22 protein-coding genes are annotated in these 23,238 nt (G+C 41.1%); 11 read left to right on the plus strand and 11 right to left on the minus strand.

All coding sequences use genetic code 11. The annotated features are described in order from the left end of the window. Positions 1–95 precede the first annotated feature (95 nt). Entirely contained in the window at positions 96–932 is an 837-nt protein-coding gene (locus IT6_RS01245; protein ID WP_206827035.1) for a phosphosulfolactate synthase, read from the minus strand. 78 nt (positions 933–1,010) lie between these two features. Next, entirely contained in the window at positions 1,011–1,922 is a 912-nt protein-coding gene (locus tag IT6_RS01250) for a LysR family transcriptional regulator (RefSeq protein ID WP_206827038.1), read from the minus strand. 125 nt (positions 1,923–2,047) lie between these two features. Here IT6_RS01250 and IT6_RS01255 point away from each other — a divergent pair, with 125 nt between their 5' ends. Then, positions 2,048–3,100, plus strand: coding sequence for a CmpA/NrtA family ABC transporter substrate-binding protein (locus IT6_RS01255; RefSeq protein WP_242524265.1), 1,053 nt, complete (start codon positions 2,048–2,050; stop codon positions 3,098–3,100). Between the two features lie 51 nt (positions 3,101–3,151). Here the strand turns inward: IT6_RS01255 and IT6_RS01260 are convergent, their stop codons facing one another. Beyond that, positions 3,152–3,394, minus strand: coding sequence for a globin family protein (locus tag IT6_RS01260; protein ID WP_206827040.1), 243 nt, complete (start codon positions 3,392–3,394; stop codon positions 3,152–3,154). Positions 3,395–3,528: 134 nt separating this feature from the next. Between IT6_RS01260 and IT6_RS01265 the strand changes: the two genes are divergently transcribed. The 8 genes from IT6_RS01265 (at position 3,529) to IT6_RS01295 (ending at position 13,832) form a co-directional block, all read left to right on the plus strand. After that, positions 3,529–5,661, plus strand: a complete 2,133-nt coding sequence (locus IT6_RS01265) for a molybdopterin oxidoreductase family protein (protein WP_242524266.1) — start codon at positions 3,529–3,531, stop codon at positions 5,659–5,661. Continuing rightward, positions 5,658–8,102 (plus strand): nitrite reductase large subunit NirB, encoded by a 2,445-nt coding sequence (nirB, locus tag IT6_RS01270; protein ID WP_242524267.1) that lies wholly within the window; start codon positions 5,658–5,660, stop codon positions 8,100–8,102. The genes IT6_RS01265 and nirB overlap by 4 nt, the downstream gene beginning before the upstream one ends. 20 nt (positions 8,103–8,122) lie before the next feature. Continuing rightward, positions 8,123–8,491 carry a Rieske (2Fe-2S) protein gene (locus IT6_RS01275; RefSeq protein WP_206827044.1) on the plus strand — a complete coding sequence of 123 codons (369 nt, stop codon included), beginning with the start codon at positions 8,123–8,125 and terminating at the stop codon, positions 8,489–8,491. Further along, on the plus strand, positions 8,488–9,774 hold the full coding sequence (locus IT6_RS01280; RefSeq protein WP_206827047.1) for a nitrate/nitrite transporter: 1,287 nt from the start codon (positions 8,488–8,490) through the stop codon (positions 9,772–9,774). Before IT6_RS01275 ends, IT6_RS01280 begins: the two co-directional genes overlap by 4 nt. Continuing rightward, the gene (locus tag IT6_RS10400; RefSeq protein ID WP_242524268.1) at positions 9,771–11,090 is read left to right on the plus strand and encodes a TonB-dependent receptor; all 1,320 of its coding nucleotides are present in this window, start codon (positions 9,771–9,773) and stop codon (positions 11,088–11,090) included. Before IT6_RS01280 ends, IT6_RS10400 begins: the two co-directional genes overlap by 4 nt. A gap of 3 nt (positions 11,091–11,093) precedes the next feature. Continuing rightward, positions 11,094–12,188 carry a TonB-dependent receptor gene (locus tag IT6_RS10405; RefSeq protein WP_242524269.1) on the plus strand — a complete coding sequence of 365 codons (1,095 nt, stop codon included), beginning with the start codon at positions 11,094–11,096 and terminating at the stop codon, positions 12,186–12,188. A 151-nt stretch (positions 12,189–12,339) separates the two neighbouring features. Continuing rightward, the gene (locus IT6_RS01290) at positions 12,340–13,164 is read left to right on the plus strand and encodes a globin domain-containing protein (protein WP_206827049.1); all 825 of its coding nucleotides are present in this window, start codon (positions 12,340–12,342) and stop codon (positions 13,162–13,164) included. Positions 13,165–13,178: 14 nt separating this feature from the next. After that, on the plus strand, positions 13,179–13,832 hold the full coding sequence (locus IT6_RS01295) for a class I SAM-dependent methyltransferase (RefSeq protein WP_206827051.1): 654 nt from the start codon (positions 13,179–13,181) through the stop codon (positions 13,830–13,832). Positions 13,833–13,864: 32 nt separating this feature from the next. Here IT6_RS01295 and IT6_RS01300 read toward each other — a convergent pair whose 3' ends face one another. Continuing rightward, a complete protein-coding gene (locus tag IT6_RS01300; RefSeq protein WP_134439150.1) occupies positions 13,865–14,233 on the minus strand; it encodes a septal ring lytic transglycosylase RlpA family protein in 369 nt (122 codons plus the stop codon). A gap of 349 nt (positions 14,234–14,582) precedes the next feature. Between IT6_RS01300 and IT6_RS01305 the strand changes: the two genes are divergently transcribed. Further along, complete coding sequence (locus tag IT6_RS01305; RefSeq protein WP_134439149.1) at positions 14,583–15,023, plus strand: OsmC family protein; 441 nt, start codon at positions 14,583–14,585, stop codon at positions 15,021–15,023. A gap of 72 nt (positions 15,024–15,095) precedes the next feature. Here the strand turns inward: IT6_RS01305 and IT6_RS01310 are convergent, their stop codons facing one another. The 3 genes from IT6_RS01310 to IT6_RS01320 form a co-directional block, all read right to left on the minus strand. After that, positions 15,096–15,338 (minus strand): zinc ribbon domain-containing protein, encoded by a 243-nt coding sequence (locus IT6_RS01310; protein WP_134439148.1) that lies wholly within the window; start codon positions 15,336–15,338, stop codon positions 15,096–15,098. 83 nt (positions 15,339–15,421) lie between these two features. Further along, entirely contained in the window at positions 15,422–16,327 is a 906-nt protein-coding gene (locus IT6_RS01315; protein WP_206827053.1) for a ribokinase, read from the minus strand. A 16-nt stretch (positions 16,328–16,343) separates the two neighbouring features. Then, entirely contained in the window at positions 16,344–16,772 is a 429-nt protein-coding gene (locus tag IT6_RS01320) for a secondary thiamine-phosphate synthase enzyme YjbQ (RefSeq protein ID WP_242524270.1), read from the minus strand. Positions 16,773–16,857: 85 nt separating this feature from the next. Between IT6_RS01320 and IT6_RS01325 the strand changes: the two genes are divergently transcribed. Beyond that, positions 16,858–17,238, plus strand: coding sequence for a P-II family nitrogen regulator (locus IT6_RS01325; RefSeq protein ID WP_206827055.1), 381 nt, complete (start codon positions 16,858–16,860; stop codon positions 17,236–17,238). Here IT6_RS01325 and IT6_RS01330 read toward each other — a convergent pair. From IT6_RS01330 to IT6_RS01345, 4 genes are all read right to left on the minus strand, one after another. Beyond that, positions 17,230–17,760: an isochorismatase family protein gene (locus IT6_RS01330; protein ID WP_206827057.1), complete on the minus strand. Its 531-nt coding sequence runs from the start codon at positions 17,758–17,760 to the stop codon at positions 17,230–17,232. The genes IT6_RS01325 and IT6_RS01330 overlap by 9 nt on opposite strands. A 60-nt stretch (positions 17,761–17,820) precedes the next feature. Then, on the minus strand, positions 17,821–19,098 hold the full coding sequence (gene lysA, locus IT6_RS01335; RefSeq protein WP_206827059.1) for a diaminopimelate decarboxylase: 1,278 nt from the start codon (positions 19,096–19,098) through the stop codon (positions 17,821–17,823). 78 nt (positions 19,099–19,176) lie between these two features. Next, positions 19,177–20,232 (minus strand): ribonucleotide-diphosphate reductase subunit beta, encoded by a 1,056-nt coding sequence (locus tag IT6_RS01340; protein WP_134439143.1) that lies wholly within the window; start codon positions 20,230–20,232, stop codon positions 19,177–19,179. 39 nt (positions 20,233–20,271) lie between these two features. After that, positions 20,272–23,100 carry a ribonucleoside-diphosphate reductase subunit alpha gene (locus tag IT6_RS01345; protein ID WP_206827061.1) on the minus strand — a complete coding sequence of 943 codons (2,829 nt, stop codon included), beginning with the start codon at positions 23,098–23,100 and terminating at the stop codon, positions 20,272–20,274. Between the last annotated feature and the right edge of the window lie 138 nt (positions 23,101–23,238).

Raw genomic sequence — 23,238 nt, forward strand, 5'->3', positions numbered from 1 at the left:
TAAAACCATGGCAAAAAAGACGCGCTCAGACAAGCGTGAGCATGTTTAAGAATGTTTTGAGGAACAGAAGGAACCTTTTAAAACATCTAGAATATCTATTTTTTATAAGTCAACACTCTACCCCATGTGCTTTTCGTTCCCCAAAGCCCAGATCTTAGACATTCCAACTGCACGATCTGGCTATGGTCAACAAAAAGATTAACCTCTGGGCCATAATCCTTGACATACCAGGAAAAGACTTCCGGATCAGCCGCTTCAAACATGAGGGTTTCTAGCCCTAGTTGATCAATAAATTGCGCGACCACTTCTCTTCTCCATGGACTGACGTTTTCGGTTATTCCTTCTGATTCAATCATAATGAGATAAGCCCCCGCTTCCAGAAGTCTTTTAGCTTGTTTTATTGCCCACTGTGGACTTTTTGTGCCTTCAGCAGCTAGCTCTTCGGATTTTGTTGCTCCTCCAGCTCCAAATTGGATACCCACTTCAGGTTTTGCTTTTAAACCCGCCTTTTGGACCTTTTCCACAAGCCGCAAAATATCGTCAAAAGGAATCGTAATAAAGCCGGCAGAAACTTCGATGATATCAAACCCTACTCTTTTGCATTCTTCAATGTATTTGTCTACCATATCTGGACCATAGGTCAGCACCCTTTCAATGAATCCTCCTGTAGAAACCCAAACGTTATAGGTATGGCAAAGGCTAATGATTTCTTTGAGAGCTCTTTTGGGCATGAGTGCAAAAGAACCGCCTGCAAACTTAAGGATGTCGATGTAGCTTCCAACCGTTTCAAGAATGTCTTCCAAGTAATGGATACCTAAAGGGGTATAATAAGGACCTCGGATTTCGGTAATCCCTACTCTTCTAGGCTTGGGTTTTCTTTCATTGAGAGGAATAAAACCAAAAGCACGTTCATTTTTTTGTTCGTCATTCATGAATTGCCCCTTTATCTTTTTAGTTTTTCTTAATTAAACTTCTCCTTTTTTAAAGCGCATTCCAAAAAAAAGAGAACTTTAGTTTATTTTCTTTGGAATAATCATCTTACAGAGCTCCAAAAAAGTATTCTCCAAAAGGCTAAGTTTTCTGCCTAGCCTATAGGCAAAAACCCATTTTCGGGTTATCGGCTCAGGAATCAAAGGAAGATTGATAAGTTTGCCTTTCTTCAGTTCTTCCTTAACAATCCAATTGGGAAGAACACCAATGCCTAGACCCATCTTAACCATTTCCTTAATCGCTGCGGTTTCGGCAAGCTCCACGAAACTTTTTGGATAGAGGGATGACTCAGCAAAAGCCCTTTGAAGTATATGGAAAGTTGTATCATTCTTTGTTTTTATAAGGTAATGGGCCTGCTCAATCTCTTTTCTAGAAATTTCTTTTTTTCGTGTCCAGGGATGAAAGGAATTAACCAAAAAAAGGAGGTTATCCATCGAAAGTTCAATCATAGCTAGGCTTTCTAGGAAAGAGAGAGGTTTGATTGTAATCGCAAAGTCTACCTTTTTTTGATCAACCAGCTCTAAGGCAAGAGGGGAATCAGCTGGTTCGATAGCAAAAAGACAATCGGGAAAACTTTCCTGAAATTCTCTATAAAGCTGAGGCACAAAATATTGGCAACTTAATGAACTTGTAGCAAAGACAATTTTTTTTGGCCCTTCCCGCTTCAAATTTTCGATGTCGATCCTAGCTTTTTCCATTCCCGCCAGTATTTCTTGAGCATAGCCTAAGAATTCCCTTCCAATAGTCGTAAGGGAGGGGTTCTTTCCCTCCCTGTCAAAAAGCCTGCAACCTATTTCCTCCTCAAGAGATTGAATCGATCGACTTATAGCCGGCTGACTCATATGCAAAGATTTCGCTGCTTTAGAGAAACTCTCGGATTGAGCAGCAATAACAAAAATATAGAGTAGGCGGCTGTCCAACGGATGATTCATACATTTTTATTATATGTTTTATTCAAATTATAAATATCATGCAATAATAATCTGAAAAATCTTTTGGCACCAAAGCTGCTTGTTATCAAGAAAGCTCTTATTGGTCTGAAGCGATAAGGAAGGAAATGTTGAGAACAAGATCAAAAATAACCATTGGCTATCTTCCTCTAATCGATTGTGCGCCGCTTGTGGTCGCTTTAGAGCGAGGGTTGTTTAAAAAGTGGGGTTTTGATGTTTGCTTAAGTCCTGAACCAGGATGGGCGACGATACGAGATAAGATTGTATATGAAGAGCTTGATTTTGCACAGGCCGTTTGTGGATTGCCTCTTGTTCTTAACTACGGTTTACGTTCCATTCCCTATAAATGTACAAGTGCCATGGTCCTAAATCTCAACGGTAATGCGATCACTCTCTCAAAAAGGCTAAGCGACGTTGAAGGGTGTAACCAGGAAGAAATAGCCCATGTTTTGAAAGCCAATAGCAATTATCCTCTTCTTTTTGGTGTTGCTTCTTTTTTTTCAAGCCACTACTTTCTTCTTCTACGCTGGCTTAAAAGAATAAAATTGGATCTACAAAAGGATGTCCGTGTTGTTGCTCTTCCTCCACCTCAAATGCCTATCCACTTAAAACAAGGGTTTATTGATGGCTACTGTGTAGGCGAGCCCTGGAATTCGGTTGCTGTTTTCGAAAAAACCGGAATCTGTGTGGCAACTAGCCTTGATCTTGCCTCGGGGCATCCAGAAAAGGTCCTGTTGGCTAATGAAAAGTATACGGAAAAGAAAAAAGAAGAACATGTGCGGCTTGTGAGTTGTTTAATCGAAGCTTGCCAGTGGACGGATAATCCTGCACATAGGGCTGAGCTTTTAGAAATGCTCTATTATGGCCACTGGATCAATCAGCCGCTTGAGATCATTCGTCATAGCCTTGTGGGCCCTTTTCGATTAGGTAAAAACACGTTTATTCCGGGTCGGGCTTTTCATGTTTTTAATGCCGAAAAGGCTAACCAACCTTCCAAAGAAAAGGAAAACTGGATAATCAATGAAATGAAGGCAGCCAAGCTTCTTCCCGAACAATCTACAAATGGGATTAGCTTTTTTAGACTCTCTATCTATCTTGAAGCCTTAAAACTCTTAAGTTCAGAGGAGAAAAAGTCTTTTGTTCCATTCCCTCTGCTTTAAAAGATTGCAATGCCATTTCTTAGTTATGATCAGAAGTCATTACTAAGGCAGCTATCCCCTAGATTTTTGTCCAAGCTTGTCGTGCTTCTTCGCTAAAGTCTTGACCCAAATATTGCTGGATGGACTGAAGAAGGCAGGGTTAACAATGGGATAATGGAAACTTTCGACCCCATATTCTTTATGACGCTTTCCTAGGTTTTGTAAATTAGGAATAAGCTCGTTCATATTGTTCAAGCCATCAACAAGAACGTAGCGACTCTTTTTAGAAATCCTATAAGCAATCAATAAATTCAAAATCTATTAATATATATATCTATACATTATATGCATAGATTATATGTATAAAATCTTTTATAAATTTTTTTAAAAGATCATCTTTAAGTATCTTTTTTGCTTTCTTTATAAAACAAGAATATATGCATGCAAATATGATAAAAGATATATTATATGCAAATAATGCATATACTCACTGTCCTTTTTGCGGTTTGCAGTGTGCCATAGAAATTGTTCAGACTGGAAAAGAGTTTGAAATTAAACCTAAATATTTTCCGACAAACAAAGGACAAATCTGTGCTAAAGGTTGGAATGCAGGCGCATTAATTAACCATCCTGACCGTTTGCTCAATCCCCTTGTTCGCTACAATAAAAATGAAGGTTTTAAGTTTTCTTCCTGGGAAACAGCCATTGATCTCTGTGCAAAAAAATTATCTACAATCCGTGCCCAATGGGGAAGCGATTCGATCTTTGTTTATGGTAGTGGCAGTTTGTCCAATGAAAAAGCCTATCTTTTAGGAAAATTTGCTCGAGTTGTTCTGGGTACTTCTTTGATCGACTATAACGGCAGATATTGCATGTCCTCAGCTTCTAAAGCCCTAGAAATGGCTTTGGGGATAGACCGAGGGCTATCCTTCCCTGTCGAATCCATAGCTCAGACCGATCTACTCATCGTTGTGGGAGCCAACCCCTTAGAAACGATGCCTCCTCTAAAAAGCCATATCGAAGAATTTAAAAAAAGAGGAAAAAAATGGGTTGTTATAGATCCCAGGTTTACTCTGACTGCACAACAGGCTGATATCCATCTTAAAATTAAGCCGGGCAGTGATCATATCCTCGCTAACGGCTTGCTCTGGCTACTTGTTCATCAGAATAAAGTCGATTGGTCTTATATTCGAAGCTACACTACAGGGTTTGAAGAAGTTTTAGATAGCCTTTATTCTTTCTGGCCCAGCCAAGTCGAAGCTCTTACAGGGATATCTCAAGACTTGCTTCAGAAAACTGCTGAACTTTTGGGATCCCACTCCAATATCATTATTTTAACGGGAAGAGGTTGCGAACAACAGTCTCACGGAGTCGCTAACGTTCTTTCATATATAAATCTTTCTCTAGCTCTAGGACTTGTCGGAAAGCCTTACAGTGGATTTGGCACACTTACCGGCCAAGGGAACGGACAGGGGGCAAGAGAAATGGGACTAAAATCCAACCAACTTCCCGGTTGCCGGAGTAACTGGAATTTCAATGATCGGAATTTTATCGCCAAGCTCTGGCAGATCGATCCCAAGACCCTTCCTCTTCCAGGAAAAACTATCACCGAAGTGATCGAAAACTCCGGAATGAATGGATCAATCAAAGCGATGATCGTTATGGGAGCCAATCCTCTGGTCTCTTCAGCTCATAACTCACGGCTAAAAGCGCTTTTTTCATCATTGGAATTCCTAGTCGTATGCGATTCATTTCTTTCTGAAACAGCAGCAGTAGCCGACATGGTTTTACCTTCGGCTCTTTGGGCCGAAGAAACCGCAACAGTGACCAACTTGGAAGGTCGCATTCTCCTTAGGCCAAAGATCTTAGCTGCCCCGACAAACGTTAAGACTGATCTTGAAATTATCCATCTGCTCGCTGAAAAGCTTGGTTTTGCTCAAGGGTTTCCACCCGATCCTTATAGCATATTTGAAGAAATACGTAGGGCTACAGCGGGAGCAAAAGCAGATTATTATGGTATAACCTATTCAAGGCTTGCCCGAGGTGAAGAGCTCTATTGGCCCTGTCCCTCTCTTTTTAGCCAAGGTCAAAAAGAACTATTCCTATCCAAACATTTTCCCACAGAAACCCGAAAAGCACAGTTTTACCCTGTTGCACTGCAGCCCCTTGTAGAAGAACCCGACTCTCAATATCCCTTTTTTTTAACAACCGGCAGAACCCTTTACCATTATCAGACCGCTGTTCAAACAAGACGACTTTTAAAACTCCACCAAAAAGAACCAACCCCGTTTGTCGAAATGCATGCCTCGGTTGGCCGGCAGCTGGGAATTAAAGAAGGACACTATGTCAAGGTCGAAACAAGAAGAGGAGTTGGCTACTACAAAGCTAAGTTCTCTAGCAAACAGCGTCTAGATACCCTTTTTGTTCCTTTTTACCCTCACGAAAAAGCTGAAGCAAACAGCCTAACGTTGCCCAACTTTGACCCCCTTTCTTACATGCCTTCTTTCAAGCTTTGTGCGGCACGAATCGAAGCCGTTGGTGAACCTCAACAACAATCTGATAACCAAAAAAAGGATAAATGATGAAAAAAGAAAAACTGCTTGTGATTGGAGCGGGTATGGCCTCCGTCAGGTTCCTTGAAGAACTTGTCGAAGCTGGAGGGACTCAAAAATACGAGATTACCCTGATCAGCAAGGAGAAAAATATCGGCTATAACCGCATTTTACTCTCTTCTCTTTTAGCCGGAGAAGTGGACTTCCAAGGATTGGATCTAAAAAGCCCTGCATGGTTTCAAGAAAAAAAGATTACTGTCAAAGCGGGCTCTGAAGCTGTACTTATCGATACTGGATCAAGGCAGCTATGGACAGACAAGGAAAAAATTCCCTACGATAAACTTTTCTTAGCTACAGGTAGCATTCCCTTTATTCCCCCTCTAACCGGTCTCTATGACGAAGCGGGAAAACGAATTCATGGTGTTTTTACTTTTAGGACTATTGATGATTGCCTGAATATTCTTGAGCATCTTTCCGGGGCAACAAAAGCGGTCGTTATTGGAGGTGGTCTTTTGGGCATAGAAGCTAGCTATGGCCTATGCAAAAAAGGGCTGCAAACCACTCTTGTTCATCTCATGGATCATTTGATGGAAAAACAGCTCGACAGCCTTGCAGGCTCTCTTTTGAAAAAAGAACTCGAAAAACTGGGTATCCAAGTATTGCTCAAAACAAAAACGCGTCAGCTCAAAAAGATCGGCAAAAAAATTAAAATCGAATTTGAAAATAACAAAGAGATTCTTGCCGACCTTGTTGTCATAGCTACCGGGATCGTTCCCAACTGTTCGTTAGCTAAGAAATCGGGCATTGCAGTGAACAAGGGCATACTCGTCAATGCTCAAATGGAATCGGTTTCTCATCCAGGTATTTTTGCTGCAGGAGAATGTATTGAATTTGAAGGACAAACCTATGGATTAGTTAACGCGGCATGGCAGCAAGCGACGATTGCCGCTAAATCCCTTTTGGGTTCTTCCTTGTCATATCCTTACCGGGGAACCGTTCCTGTGGCTCGTTTAAAAGTAGCAGGTATCGATCTTCTTTCTTTTGGTCATATAGAAGCTGAACAAAACGAAGAAGTGGTCCTTTATACAGACTCAAAGCAAGCCCTCTATCGGAAAATATTAATCGAAGGGGAAAAAATAACCGGGGGTATTTTTCTTGGATCATCCCAAAGAGCTTTAGAAATCCTTCATTTTTACGAAAAAAACCTTCCCCTACCCTGTTCTCCTGAAGAGTTCCTTATCGAGGAATCAACGGGCAGAAAAGATGAAGAAATAGAAAATAGACCCGATGACTTCCAGCTATGTAACTGCAACGGGGTGACTAAAAAAGAAATCATCGAACTGATTCAAAAGGGCTGCTCATCCCTTAAGGAGCTTATCACGATGAGTCGTGCAGGAACAGGTTGCGGGAGTTGTAAAACCCTTGTTCAAAGACTTTTTGAAAAAACAACGAAGAACACAACTGTTGATGACCCCTCTATTCATTACTACGTAAGCTCTATTCCTTTAAGCAAAAAAGAACTGATCGAGGAGATAAAAAAAAGGAAACTCCAGAGTGTTTCTGCCGTTTTTAATGCCTTTGCGGAAGGCAAAGAAGATGCTCATTCTAAACCTGCTCTAGCCAGTCTTCTTAAGATGGTCTGGGGCAAAGCTTATAAAGAAGAGCCCGATTCCCGATTCGTCAACGATCGGGTTCATGCCAATATTCAAAAAGATGGGACCTATTCGGTTGTTCCCCGCATGTATGGGGGAATAACAACTGTCGAACAATTAAGAAAAATTGCTGATGTAGCCGAAAAGTACCATGTACCCATGATCAAAATAACAGGTGGACAACGCATCGATCTTCTGGGTCTAAAAAAGGAGCAGTTACCAGCCGTATGGAAAGAGCTCGGAATGAGAAGTGGCCATGCATACACGAAAGCCTTTAGGACTTGTAAAAGCTGTGTTGGCACGGATTTTTGTCGATTTGGAGTAGGCGATTCAACTACTCTGGCGATCGCAATTGAGAAGAGGTTTCAAGGTATTGAATGCCCAGCAAAACTCAAGCTTGCTGTAAGTGGCTGTTCGAGGAATTGTGCAGAAGCCACAACTAAAGATATCGGTGCGGTTGCTATAGGCATAGGATGGGAAATTTATGTCGGAGGAGCAGCCGGCTCCAAAGTAAGAGCAGGGGATCTTCTAGCGGTAGCCAAGGACCAACAAGAAGTGCTTAAGCTTATTGGTCGTTTTATTCAATATTACCGCGAAAATGCAAAATATGCTGAAAGAAGCTATGGCTTTGTAGAGCGGCTAGGGATTGAAAAGATAAGATCAGCTGTTGTTTCTCCTTCACCTGAAGAAGCGACTCGACTAGAGCAGGAAATAGAAAAAACGGTCGAGGCTTATGTTGATCCCTGGCAAGCTGCACAAAAAGAACAATTTCCACATCAATTTGAAGCTCTAGCTCAAGGCACAAACAACTTCTCTTAATCCCAAACGGAGTCATAAAAATGAAATCCAATGGACAGATTCCTAAGAAAGGATTTCCCCTTTGCCCTTTAAACGAACTTGTTCCCTGTGTTGGTAGAACTTTTAAGCTAGGGGAACTAAAAATTTCTCTATTTAAAACAAGGTCAGACAAAACAGTGGCTGTGCAAGCCCTCTGCCCTCATCGTGGGGGACCCCTGAGTGAAGCCCTTTGCGATGAACAGGTTCTGATATGTCCTCTTCACGGCTACTCCTTTTCGCTAGAAACGGGCAACTGTACGATTTCGGATAAATACCAGCTCAAAACGTATCCTACTTTTGTGATTAACGGTTGGATCTATCTGGACTTATCCACTTCTCCCAACCTTTTCTTATCAAATGATCAATCATGAAAAAAAGACTACTTATCTTTCTTCATAACAAGGCTATTTTAACACTCTGCTGCTCTTTTCTCTATTTTGACATCAGCTTTGCTATCTGGGTCATCCTGGGAGCTGTAGGCACTTTTATTTCCGCTGAAATTCGGCTTAATCCCGTTCAAAAAGGCCTTGTGGTCGCCCTTCCTATCCTCTCTGGAAGCCTTCTTCGGATTTTTTTTGGCATAGCGGAATCAGCCCTCGGAGGGAAAAAAACAGCCCTTATCGCTATGAGTTTAACAGCCATTCCCCTATTTTGGGGGGGATTATTTGCTCACAGTCTTAATGAAATTTATGGGATTGGGCTTCTTTTGGGTATTGCCGGTGCTAGTTTTGCCGTAGCCCTTCCTATGGCTAGCCGGTGGTTCCCACCTAAAAACCAGGGACTTGTCTTAGGCCTAACTGGGAGTGGAAACAGTGGAACTCTTCTTTGTACCTTTTTTGGTCCGCTCATTGCTCAGGCTTATAGCTGGCATGCTGTATTTGGTTTTTTTCTTATCCTCTTAGCGATTGTCTTTTTTGTCTTTTTTTTACTGGCCGAAGATGCTCCTGCTAACCATAGAGAAAAATTTAACATCCAAGCTATTTTCTTGACCCTTCAACAAAAGCGAGCCTGGTTGTTTGCCCTTTTATACAGCCTTTCCTTTGGAGGTTTTGTAGGTTTTTCTAACTACCTAGGATTTTTTTTAGTAGATGAATACAAGCTTGAAAAAGTCGATGCGGGAAAGATACAAACCCTGCTCATTGCTTCAGGAAGCCTTTTAAGACCACTTGGAGGTGCTTTGGCCGATAAGGTAGGGGGATCAAAACTGCTTTTTGTGCTGTTTGCCCTAGCTACATTGCTCGGTTCTCTTCTCTCTTTTTATTTTCCATTCCTAATCGAAATCACTCTTCTTTTCTTTTTGATGGGTTGCCTGGGTCTTGCCAATGGAGCGGTTTTCCAACTTGTAGGAACTCAGCTGGCTAACCAAATTGGCACAATATCGGGGGTTGTAGGAGCTGCTGGAGGCATGGGAGGATTCTTTTTGCCCATTTTATTTGGGAAAATCAAGGAACATTCGGGATCATGTGCTACTGGATTTGGGCTCTTTTCATCTTTACTTTTTCTTGGAGGATGCCTAACCCTCTGTCTCGTTTTTTCGGAAAGAAAAAAGAAAATCTTAAGGATTGAAGTTACGGATAGTACAAAAAATTTTCCTTTCTCACTTCCCTTTTTGTTGAGCTCCCAAGACGAAGGCACTGAAAAGAAAGAAAAATGATAAAGACTAAAAGATTCTATTATTGGATCCTCTTTATTTTACCTTCCCTATATTGGGTTGGAACTTTTTCTTTAGCTGAAGATAATACCGAAGAAAGCCTCCCCGAAACAACTCTAAAGGTCAAAGGAAAAATACCTATAGAAAAAGATGAACAATCCTCTTTTTTACTTTCACCTGTCAAGCAGTTTGGACCAATAGATGTCTTAGACAGTCCAAGATCGGTCTTCATCATAGATAAGTCTCTTATTCAAGCAACAGGGATGGGTCTTCAACCCTTTTTAGACCCTCTTAGTATGACTTTTTTAGTTCCTTCAGCCTATTCTTCGGTCAACTACGGCTTAGGTATTGCCCCATTTTCAAGAGGCTATCCTTCTACCCCTTATATAAATGGTATTGAAATGAATGTCCAAAACGGGGCTTTCCAGGGGATACCCATGAACTGGAACATGATCGACTCTTTTGATTTTATAGAAGGCCCAGCTCAAGCTGTTTTTGGAGCTACCCAAACTAGTTCAGGAGTTACAAACTACCTGACCAAGCAGCCCTATTTCGATTCTTTTCGATCTTCAACCCAATTTACCTTGGGGATGTATGAAAAGTACCTGTGGTTGGTAGATCTAGGAGGCCCGATCCGGCCGAATTTAGCCTACAGGCTTAGTTATCAGGGTATTGAGAATGGAAACTACTACCAATATGTACATAACGACCAACAAAATGTTTATTTTAGCCTCGGATTTCATCCTTCAGAAACTTATCGTGCTGATTTTATGGCTGATCTTGGAACCTATGATTATACCCCCCTTTTCATGTGGATGAATAGGCCAACTGAAGCATTGATCACAACTGGTCTTTATCCTACAGGTTCTTTGCCTTCTTCTTTGATCAACATTGGAACAGTAAACAATCCTCCTTTTTCTCTTTATGCCGGCCAACTTGAGCCGATAAGTCGTAGAATCCTTCTACAAAACCCTGAAGGCGGTGGCCGCGCAGTCCTTGGCATGCTTCAATTTGTTCAAAAAATCACAGTTAGTGACCAGCTTACTTTTTTGGATAACACCTTGTTATGGTACAACCGAGAAAATCTCTTGCAACCCCCTGTCTACTATTGTCTTTCCAGTGCTGGTGATTATGAAATTGGTCATCGTACAGAATGCCTTCTTGATCTCTATTTTAGCCAGAATAATTTTCCTCTTACTCTACATGACCTCGTGGATAGTGGAATCGAATGGCACATTCAGAGAAACTTAGATTACGTGGCAAGTTCTTTTTTTGGTTCAAATGCTTGGGATATGGTTTTAAGCCAGCCTATAAGCTGAAACATGAACAATTCTACTTTTTTTCGTCAAAATATTAAAAATCCCCATGCAAAGTTTGGCGGTCTATGGCCGATTCCTGGAGCCCCACAAGGTTATTTTTTTAATCCGTTAAACGGCTCGGCAGGTTCAACAGACTCTTTTTTTTATTCAATCGCCCCTTTTATCCAGCAGCTGATCTCCCTTAACCCACATTTTGACCTTTCTTTAAGTCTAAGAGACACAACTTATTTTGTCCAAGCGACCACTCCGCCGGGAACACCATTCATTCTTTTCAAAGAACTATCAACCACACAATCCGATCCACTCATTACAGTAGGTCCAAGCTTTAAACCTCTAAAATGGTTAAATATATATTTTAGCTATACCCTGGAATATACAACCGATGCAGCGGTCCTTGGGGGTTATTCCCCTGTATTTGATTCCCAATCCTTTCACCAGCAGGATGTTCTTTATGAAGCGGGGATTAAATGTAACCTTATCAAAAACAAGCTTTTTGTGAGCGGCGATATCTTTTCTCAAGGGCTATGGCTAGACAATATCGGTCTTAATCCTACAAAAACCACTGTCAATGGAATTGAATTTAATGTTTCCTATTCCCCTTTTCAATACTTGCTCTTTCGGATCGGCTTTGCATACCAATATGGAAGCGAAAACTGGACAGATGTCAGTCATGGTCCCCTAGAAACTCAAACATATTCAACCGATTATGCCCAGCTTTTCTCTTTAGCTCTCGATAACAATAGTGTTTTTCCTCCCGGTCTCTATCCCTTCATTGGTTGGCCCAAAGAGCTTGTCGATGGCGTTATCAACTACAGTCCTACAACCGGTCTTGGCTTTACTCTTGGAGTCAGCTGGTTTAGCTCCCAATTTCTTGGTTATAACTATTCAACTACTATTCCTGCCGAGTTTATAATTCGCAGTCGGATCTATTATAATCTTCCTCATTGGCAGTTTGCTCTCTATTTTTATAATGTTACAGACGAAAAGTATTGGCTACCTTTCGGTGTGGGCATACAATCAGCAAGAATATTTGACTACGCAAACATCGTCCCTGGAATGCCCTTTTGGATCCAAGGCAGTTTGAGCTATTTTTTTTAAGCTTTTTTCCCCCTTAGTTGATGGCCAATTATCATATGCATGTTATAAAATCTAATTGATAAGATTAAGATCATCCTTGCAGAAAATTAAGCAATCTTATATATCTTTACCTGCAAAAATTATAATTGTTTTAACTCTAAAACCCCCTTTTATGGCCCCTGAAGAAATCAAGTTGATTCAGAAAAGTTGGCTGCACGTTATCGACAAAGCTGATGAAGCGGGTCTACTCTTTTATAGAAGACTTTTTGATGTTGAACCTAAAGTACGCCCTCTCTTTAAAGTAGATATCGAAAAGCAGGGCAGAAAACTTATGGATGTCCTGAATTGGATAGTTTTGAATCTTCAAGATGTCGATACCGCCCTAGATGCAGCAAGGGAGTTAGCTCGTCGACATGTCAAATATGGGGTTAAAGTCGAGCATTATCCGTTGATTGGCCATACTCTCATATGGACGTTAAGAAAGATGATGGGCTCTGAGTGGACAAGGCAACTTGAGCAGCTATGGACCGCCGCATATGAGGCTTTGTCCCAAATCATGGTCGAGGAACACAAAAAAGTCCAATCGTTCGAATATCTTACCCGGTATCTTGAACAGGAACTTTCCGAAGTGATCAACGGAGTGGTTGACGCTTTTCCTGAGCTCGTAGGGATTGCTATCTCAACCACTCAAGGGGCAACAGTAAGCCGATGTTCTGCTGAGCTCTATTCTAACATTATCGGTTCAGTCGTCAGCTCAGCCCTTGGACATGCCCATCGGCTATGTGAAACAGCCGATGTGGGTCTCCTTGAAGAGATAAAGATCACAGGAAATCAACTGCATCTCTATGTTTGTCAAGTTGATAGGGATGCGGCCATAGGTATTTTATATCCCCCTCAAACTACAGAAGGAATTATTACTCTTTTAATCCGTAGTGCCGCACAGAAAGTCAAGGCACTCATCTCTACATTTCGATTAAAAGAAATAAACTCCCGCTAAATTATCCAAAGCTTATGGAAAGAATTCTTGAAGAACAGCTCATGGCCGATCCTATTCAAGTGATGGCTTATGCCCAAGCCGACTTTTCCATACCCCATCAAGCTGTAATCGATCGGTTCACAGATCTTTTCCCCCACTTTAAAGATGGAGTTGTACTTGACATGGGTTGTGGGACAGCGGACATTGCTATTCGCTTTGCCAGGAGATATCCTCAAGCAAAAATAATTGGCGTGGACGGATCTTTAGCCATGCTTTCTGTCGCTCAAAAAAGAATAGACGAGAACCATCTTTGCTCTTCCATAAAACTTATACAAGGAATATTTCCCAACTGGACCTATCCCCATTTATTCGACGTCCTTATCAGTAACAGCTTGCTTCACCACCTTCCCTCTCCAAAAGAGTTATGGACATCCTTAAGAAAACACGCAAAACTTGGCTCTTGTGTCCTTATCATTGATCTGGTTAGACCTGAGTCAAAACAACAAGCTCACTTTCTTACGGAAACCTACACCCAAGGAGCCCATCCTCTTTTAAAAAGAGATTTTTATAACTCTCTTCTGGCTTCCTTTACTCTTGAAGAAATAAAGCGCGAAATCGTTGCTGAAAAACTCCCATTTAGAGTTGAACAAATTTCTGATCGCCATCTCATGATCTATGGAATCTTTTAAAACTAACTGCTATCTACCGGATAGTTTTCTTCTCAATAAGAAGGATATTTCAGGACTTTTAACTCTACGGGAACAACTCCCTCATCGATCATATATAGCTTTTCAGCTGCCGGTTTTGATACATCAATAATCCTTCCTCGTACAAAAGGTCCTCGATCATCCACGCAAACAAGCACTCTTCTTTGGTTTCGCAAATTTTTTACTTCCACATAAGTTCCAAAAGGAAGGGTCCTATGTGCAGCCGTAAACCGATGTTCTTTCACATACTTTTTTCCCAAATGACCCGTTTCGGCATACCAAGAAGCCAACCCTCTTTGCCTTGTTTCGAAAACATCAAAAGGAAATGCTTTTTTAAGAAACGAAGATGTAAAAAGTGTAAAAAGAAAAAAGAAAAAAAACATGGCTATTCCTTTTATTAGAGATAGAACTTCCTCTTCTAATATAAAAGGAAGCCAGAGTCAATACTTTTTCTTAAAATAAATAAAATCGCTGGATTATTAATATTATTTATAAACTTAATATCAATAGGACAAATCAATAATTTTTAATTTTCGCACGTTCCCTCTTTTAATAAAAAAAGTTTAATATCTATATCTTTTTCATTACCAATGACATGTTAAAATGCTTAGCCGATAGATAGGCCTATAGATCGTTTTATGAAGATCAAAAAGGAAAAGAGAAAAAATATTTTCCTCTTCTTCTTCACAAGAAAACAGTTGATGAAATTTTGGATTTTGATATTGTAATGACATGCATCCCCTTCCCCATCATTACAAAGTGGAGAGTTCGGGAGGTCCTTTTGGAAATCTTATTGTAAAAGGGATTGAAGAAGATCTTCCCCCAATAGAAGTCAACGCTCCGGTCCAGTACGGAGGACCAAAAAATACCTGGTCACCCGAAACCCTTCTGCCTGCCGCATTGTCGAGTTGTTTAATCCTTACTTTTGACTCTGTTGCTGAAGCTAGCCATTTTAAATGGCACCGTATAGAATGCCAAGTCGATGGTACTTTAGACAGAAAAGATGGAGTCAGGTATTTTGTCTATTTTGCCATGAAAGCTAAGCTTTTCGTCCCCCAGGGCACAGATAAACAAAAAGCCCAAAAGCTCTTACGCAAAGCCGAAGAAAACTGCTTAATTACCCAGTCTTTAAAGGGAGTAGTCCTCTTAGAAACTGAAATCATTGAAGAATAAAGGCATACAAGATTACCTAATCCCTCTATTTGTAATAAATCTTTGTTTAGAAAACTATTTTTCTCTTTCTAATCAATGAGAGCAACCGCAGCCGCCTCCACAACCACAGCTTGAAGAAACTTTGGGTTGTGAAGCTTTTCCTTGATCCTTATTCGAGCTGAATATTCCCATACCCCCTGTAATCACCCTCTGTATAGGCTCTCCGGTCTGAGGATGATGAGTTAGTGGGGCGTCATGAATGCTCTGTTCAATTTCATAACGCTTTACTTCTCCTCCCTCTTGAGAAGGAATGGTTTCATAGACATAGGTGATCATACGGTTTTTCCCTTCCTCCTTTCTCTATTATATCTCAATTAGATAACTCAATCTCAAATAATCTAAAGCTAAAATAGCTGATTTTATGAAAGGTGCAACAACACTTCTTTGGGGTCTGGCAAAGAACTCATGGTTCCCTTGCGCGTGCAAGCCAAAGCACCTGAAACAACAGCAGCCTTGAGAGCTTTCACCAAAGTCTTTCCCATCACAAGCCAACTCGTAAATGTTCCTAAAAAAGCATCTCCAGCTCCAGAACTATCTACTACCTGGACTAGAGGAGGTCGAACATGTCTACTTTGTCCTCCCCGTTCAAAGACAAAGGCTCCTTGCGGTCCGGCTGTGACAACCAACACTGAAATACCACACTGGAAAAAAAAGGATTTGGTTTTTTCCTTTTCTTCCAGCAAAGAAGAGACCGCTGCAAGCTTACAACACTCAGTTTCGTTAAGCACTAAGTAATCAGTTAAAGAAAAAACCTTACTTAGGCCTTCAAAACAAGGTGAAGGATTTAAAATCGTTTTGCTTCCCCGCTTCTTGGCATATTCAAAAGCGGCTTCAACGACTTGAAGAGGTACCTCGAGTTGGGCTAAAAGATAATCAGCCGAAGATAAGTCCGCCATATTCCCAAGGACTTGGTCGGTTACAAGATCTAAATTAGCTCCTGGAGCAACAGTGATCCGGTTATCTCCCTTTTTATCAATCTCAATCCATGCCATTCCTGTAGGATGTTTTTCTGAGACAGCAATAAGGGAAACATCCAGCCCATAATGCTGAAGTTTTTGACAAACAGTCTTTCCCCAAGCATCTTTACCCACACAACTTATAAATTTTGGTTTTACGTTCCAAAGAGCAGCCGCCACAGCTTGGTTTGCCCCTTTGCCGCCGACAGCTATTGCAGACTCCCTAGCTAGGATGGTTTCTCCGACTTTAGGAAAACTCTCTACCCTGACGGTCAAATCAATGTTGCAGCTTCCTACAATCCAGAGCATTTATGATCCTTTTAATTTAACCAATGGGCATAAAAGAGAGCTGGATTTTCCTTATCCTTGGTCCATCAAATTCACAAAGAAAAACTCCCTGCCAGGTACCAAGCTTTAATCTTGCGCCGATAACATTACAATGCAAGGAGTTTCCTAAAAGAGCCGATTTTACATGAGCCGCAGTATTACCTTCGGTATGCTGATAAGTCGAATCCTCCCAAGGGATCATTTTATCCAAAACATAAAGGATGTCTTTCTGAACATCCGGATCGGCATCTTCTTGAATAATGACCGCAGCCGTAGTATGAGGCACAAAAACGTGCAATAGACCATCAGTCCAACCCATTTTTTGGATTTCTTTTTCAATCAGTTCACTTATACTGACTAACTGTGAATGTTTATGGGTTCTGACTTCAAACTCACTAAAAAATTTAGACTCTTTAGCCTCCATCATCTTTCATTCTCCTAGTCTCTTCAATTCTATTTTTGGCATATTTTTTGCTTTTAATTGTTTACAACCCATTCAAACTTTCCCTTTTATGGATTCCTTCTACAAAATTGAAGTGATCGTCAAGCCCTTTAAACTTGGGGAAATAAGAAAAAACTTATGTACTGAGGATATCCTTTCCATGTCTATATATAAGGTTAAGGGATTGGATGAAGAAGAAAACAGAATCGAAAAATACAAGGGAGATGAATATTTTCCTGTGTTGAAGACACATTATAAGCTTGAAATATTCGTCAAAAAAAGGAACCTCAAAAAAGTCCTTTTCTCCCTAAGTCATTCTATAAGCACAGAAAAAAACTCTTCTAGTCAGCTATCTATTCTTGCTGTCGCTGCTGTACAGGAGCTCTCTGAAACTGCCTTTTCAATTCCTCAAAGCAAGCATATGCTCATCAACTTCTTCCTTTTATTTTAAGATAGCAAGAAATTCTTTAAAAAGGTCTCCTTCAGCCTTTTCAATCATTTCCCAACCCACCGCCTCCACAGAACTGATCAAGACCTTGTCCTGTCTCATCTCTTCAATACCCAACTGGTGATCAAGTTTATTTCTAGAGCTAACCGCATCCCCAAGGACATAAGGAGTTCGTTCTTTGACCCTCAAATCATAGACTGTTTGTCGAACACAAATATGGGTTTCTACTCCACTAATAAGGATAACCTTAGGCAACTCTGGAGGCAGGAAGGGAACCGCAGAAAAGGTATTTTTCCAAATTCTTGGTGTATCCCCGACCAACTCAAGAATTTCTTTACAAGTCAAGCCCAGTTTCTCGGGTAGCTGCTCCGTAATATACACAGGTAAAGAAAAAAGCTTAGCCAGTTTCACCAGTTGGACCGCTTTATGTACTACTCTATCTCGATCTTCAATAACAGACAGGAGCTTTTCTTGGAGATCAATGAGTAAAACCCCCGTTTTCTGGATATCTATGCGCCAATTCATTCTTCTTATATCTATTGGGTTATCCTTTTTTTAACAACCTTTTTTTAAGCTAGTTATTCTTTATTCTTCCAAGGCAACTAGGTCCGAATAACTTTCTCTTTTTCGTATTAATTGTATCTGATTACCCTTGATGAGAACTTCTGCAGGTCTAAGCCGAGAGTTGTAATTGGAAGCCATGGAAAACCCATATGCACCCGCACTGAGCACAGCCAAGTACTCTCCAGCCCTAAATTCAGGCAGACGTCTGTCGAGGGCAAGATAATCGGAAGATTCACAAACAGGACCCACCACGTCCACAACTTCAAGGGGTCGATTAGGCTGTTCCTTCAATGGAAGTATCTGATGATGGGCTTCATAAAAAGCTGGTCTGACCAAGTCATTCATCGCTGCATCAACGATCACAAACTTTTTGGAAACCCCTTTTTTGACATAAATCACCTGGCTTACTAATATACCCGCATTGCCAACGAGCACTCTGCCAGGTTCCACCAAGATTTTCATCCCCAACGGCTTAATCAGCGGAATAATCGCATTAGCATAGCGATTTAAGGTCAATAGCTCATTTCTTTCCTGCCACCAAGCGTGATCTCCACTTTCGAGCGCCTTATCGTAGACAATACCAATACCACCCCCAATATCAAAAAACTCAGCCCCAAATCTTTTCTTCATTTTTTCAACCAAGGGAATGACCCGCTGGATCGCCTGAAGAAATGGTTCTACAGATTGAATCTGGGATCCAATGTGTATCTGTACCCCCTTGAGAAAAACGTTCCGCAGCTTTAAACTTTTTTCTAAAATATCTTCAACCTGACAAAATGAGATACCAAATTTATTGAGATCAGTTCCCGTCGTAATCTTGGCGTGGGTCAAAGCAGAGACATCTGGATTAATCCGAAAAGCCACAGGGGCCTTAACTGACAATCGAGCAGCTATCTTGTCAATCTGATAGAGTTCTTCTTCACTTTCTACAATAAAACTATAAATACCAGCCTTGATTGCTTCTTCAATTTCGCTCTGGGTTTTCCCTACGCCCGCAAAAGTACATTTCTGAGGATCGGCTCCCACCCGAAGAACACGGTAGAGTTCCCCACCACTGACAAGATCAAAACCGCTTCCCAAGTTAACCAACTGCTTTAAAATCCATTGGTTAGAATTGGCTTTAACCGCATAACAGATCAAGTGATCAACAGCTTCAAGGGCATGATCAAACCTCGTATAATGATCGATTATTGTCTGCGCTGAATAAACATAAAGGGGTGTCCCATAGCGTTCAACAAGACTTCGGACCGGAACATCCTCGACATAAAGTTCTGAATCCTTGTAATAAAAATGATGCATATATTTTTTTATAAAAACTATAAAAATATGCTCTTTTTCCTTAGGGAAAAGGAAATAAAAAAGATAGAGCTATCTTCTTTACCAGCTTAACACCGCCCCAGATTGATATTCGGTTACTCGAGTTTCAAAGAAATTTTTTTCTTTGACAAGATCCATAACCTCGCTCATCCATGGAAAAGGATTCTTAGACCCATACCTGGCCTTAAAGCCAATCCTTTCCAATCTCCGATCCGCAATGTATTCTACATAATCCTTAAAAAGAGCACTGTTTAACCCAAGGATACCCCGGGGAAGGCAATCTTTCGCATAGGCATATTCGAGAACTACCGCCTGTTCGATCATCTCCTGAATTTCTTTTTGAAATTGTGGAGTCCAAATATCTGGATTTTCTTCCTTTATCCCATTAATCAGGTCTATGCCAAAATTAAGATGTATGGTTTCATCCCTTAAAATGTACTGAAACTGCTCTCCAATTCCCGTCATCTTATTTTGCCTGTGGAAAGATAATATCATGGCAAAACCACTGTAGAAGAAAATCCCTTCCATAATGACATAAAAGCCAACCAAGTTCTTTACAAACTTCTGGATATTTTCTACGCTTTCTGTGTTAAAACCTTCGCGCAGGATATCTTCGGTCAAAATCATCTCAAATTGGTCTTTTTTAGAGATCGAGTTGACTTCATGATACATGTTAAAGACTTCTCTCTCGTCTAACCCTAAGGATTCCACTATGTAAAGAAAAGCATGGGTATGGACAGCTTCTTCATAGGCCTGTCTAAGCAAGTATTGCCGAGCTTCGGCATTTGTGACAAATTTAAATATCGCAAGCACAATGTTGTTACCTACAAGACTTTCTCCGGTGGCAAAAAAACCGAGATTTCTCATGATCACTAGTCTTTCGTCACTGGTAAGCCGGTCGGATTTCCATAGTTCCACATCTCTCTGCATGGGAACTTCAGAAGGAAGCCAGTTGTTGGCACATCCATTGAGATAGTGTTCCCATGCCCACTTATACTTCAGGGGCATCAACTGGTTAACATCAACGGCTTTGCAGTTAATCAACCTTTTTTCCTGCACATTGATTCTCTTGGTGAGGTCATAGGGTTGAGAAGCTCCTCCAGAACAACAGCTCATAATCAATTTTCTCCTTTTTTAAAATTTTAGTATAAAAACTTACTGACAGCTTTCACATTCTGAATCCAGGGAGCAAGCGCTTTTTTCTTTTCCTTCCCTTTCCACTTTTATGTTTGCCGAAGGGCTTCGGCTTTTCATCCATCGCGGTTGAATACCACGCACATTTATATCTAAAGTCGATTTTTCTACGCTCGTCGCTGCCCTTGACCTGAGATAATAGGTGGTTTTTAACCCCTTTTTCCAACACAAGATATACATCTGGGATATTTTCCAACCACTCGGTTCATCCACATAAAGATTAAGAGATTGTCCCATATCGATCCATTTTTGCCTGCGGCTTGCACACTCAATTAAATAATAAGGATCGATTTCAAAAGCGGTTGCATATAGCTCCTTGAGTTCCTGGGGAATACGCTCAATGGGTTTGACCGATCCATCATAATACTTTAAGTCATCCACCATTTCCTGGTCCCAAAGGTTGAGCTTCTTTAGATCTTCTACCAAATAGGGATTAATGCTGATAAAATCTCCGGAAAGATTCGATTTCACATAAAGGTTCTTATAACTGGGTTCTATCGATTGACTAACACCGGTAATATTTGAAATTGTGGCCGTAGGAGCGATCGCTAGCAGACAGCTATTTCTTAACCCCTGTTCCTTGATTTTTTGCCTTACGAAGTCCCAATCCTTTGTCTTGGTTCTGTCTACCTCAACAAATCCCCCCCTTTGCTCTTCTAAAAGATCGAGAGTATCTAAGGGAAGGAGCCCCCTGTCCCACTTAGATCCCTTAAAAGTAGAATAAGCTCCTCTTTCTTTTGCTAGTTCACAAGAAGAAAGAATAGCATAGTAAGCCACAGTTTCCATCAGCCGATCGGCAAGTTCGATCGCTTTTTCGCTGCCGTAAGGAACTCTTTTAATGTAAAGGAGGTCTTGAAAACCCATTATCCCTAAGCCCACGGGTCTATGCCTAAGATTGGAATTACGAGCCTCAGGAATCGGATAAAAATTGATATCAATAACGTTATCAAGCATCCGTATGGCGATACGGATCGTTTCCTGGAGTTTTTGCTCATCCATTTCTCCCTGTTCATCAAGATGAGCAGGAAGATTAATCGATCCTAGATTACAAACGGCTACTTCTTCAGCACTCGTATTCAAAAGAATTTCGGTACACAGATTAGAACTGTTAATCACCCCAACATGATCTTGAGGAGAACGGATGTTAGAAGGATCTTTGAAAGTAATCCAGGGATGGCCGGTCTCAAAAAGAAGGGTAAGCATTTTTCTCCAAAGATCGGTAGCTGAAACCCTCTTAAAAAGTTTGATCTCTCCTCTGTCTGCCTTCTCTTCATACTCGATGTATCTTTTTTCAAAAGCTTTACCGTAGAGATGGTGAAGATCAGGTACATCACTTGGGCTAAATAGGGTCCAGCTCCCGTTTTGTAAGACCCTTTTCATGAAAAGGTCAGGGATCCAGTTTGCGGTATTCATGTCATGGGTACGGCGCCTTTCATCACCCGTATTTTTCCGCAGTTCAAGAAAATCTTCTATGTCCAGATGCCAGGTTTCAAGATAAGCACACAGAGCTCCTTTTCTTTTTCCACCCTGATTGACAGCCACGGCTGTATCGTTGGCTACTTTCAAAAAAGGGATTACTCCCTGGCTTTTGCCATTTGTGCCGCGAATTAAAGAGCCAGTAGCCCGAACATTAGTCCAATCGTTTCCTAACCCTCCCGCCCACTTAGAAAGCCGTGCATTATCAGAAATAACCTTAAAGATCCCATCTAAGTCGTCTTCAACGGTTAATAAATAGCAGGAACTAAGCTGAGGATGAATAGTGGCTGAGTTGAAGAGGGTTGGGGTAGAAGACATAAAAAGAAAACGGGATAGAATATCGTAAAAGCGGATCGCCCACAACTCCTTATCCGTTTTCTCATTCAGAGCAAGCCCCATGGCCACCCGCATCCAGAAATATTGGGGTGTTTCAATCCTTCTTTCTTCATGGTGGAGCAGATACCTATCGTAGAGAATCTGAAGGCCAAGGTAGCTAAACTGCCTATCCCTTTCTAACCTCAGTGCCTGAGCTAATTTATTAAGGTCGAACTCCAGTAAACGAGGACTTAGCCTACCTATTTTTACTCCAAACTGAACGTAGGTAGGAAAGTAGGCTTTATGGTACTCGGCCGTTTCATGAATACTAGGCACATGCAAAAGAGCTTCTTCATAAATCTTTCCCAGCATCAGCCGAGCAGCAACGTAAGTATAAGCGGGTTCCTTTTCCACCCAGCTTCTTGCCGTAAGAATCATCGCTTGGAGGATCTCTTCTTCTTTGATTTGATCATAAAGAGCGCGTACCGTCTCTTCAGCAAGTTCTCTCCAAGAACAACGATCTTCAAGACCTCGGCATGCCTCCATCAGCGTGCGGTGGATCCAAGCTAGATCCAAGGGTGTAGTCCTGCCCTTTTTATCGATCATGTGGATAGAGACTCCATCCATGTTCTGAATAGTCCTTGCCTTACCCCGTTCAGCCCGGTAAAGAATGTAACGCTTGGCTACGGTATGATAGCCAAGCTCCATAAGCGTGAGCTCTACAAGATCCTGAATCCGTTCTACTTCAAGTCTCTCTCCACGATGAGCAAGAGCGGTCGATTTGGACACAACAGAGGCAGTAATTTCATCGATCGCCGCAATGTCCTCGGCTGAAAGAGATTCGGTAGGGGTTTTTTTCCTATCAGCCCGAAACGCTTTTTCAACCGCCGCATGTATACGGTGAGGATCGAAAGGCACTACACGACCATCTCTTTTGACTATGAAAAGTTCAGAAAGACCACCGTCAAACTCACTAAAAAAAAGTTGCTGAGAATTCATAGTGCCTTCCTTCAATCCACATCATCCTGTGGGTTAATAATATAATTTAATTTAGCCATTTTTGATTATCATTTCCTTTATTAAATCCATATAATGTGGATTTAATAATGAGAAAATACAATATATTGTGTTATACAA

This window comes from Methylacidiphilum caldifontis, assembly GCF_017310505.1.
Lineage (GTDB): Bacteria > Verrucomicrobiota > Verrucomicrobiia > Methylacidiphilales > Methylacidiphilaceae > Methylacidiphilum > Methylacidiphilum caldifontis.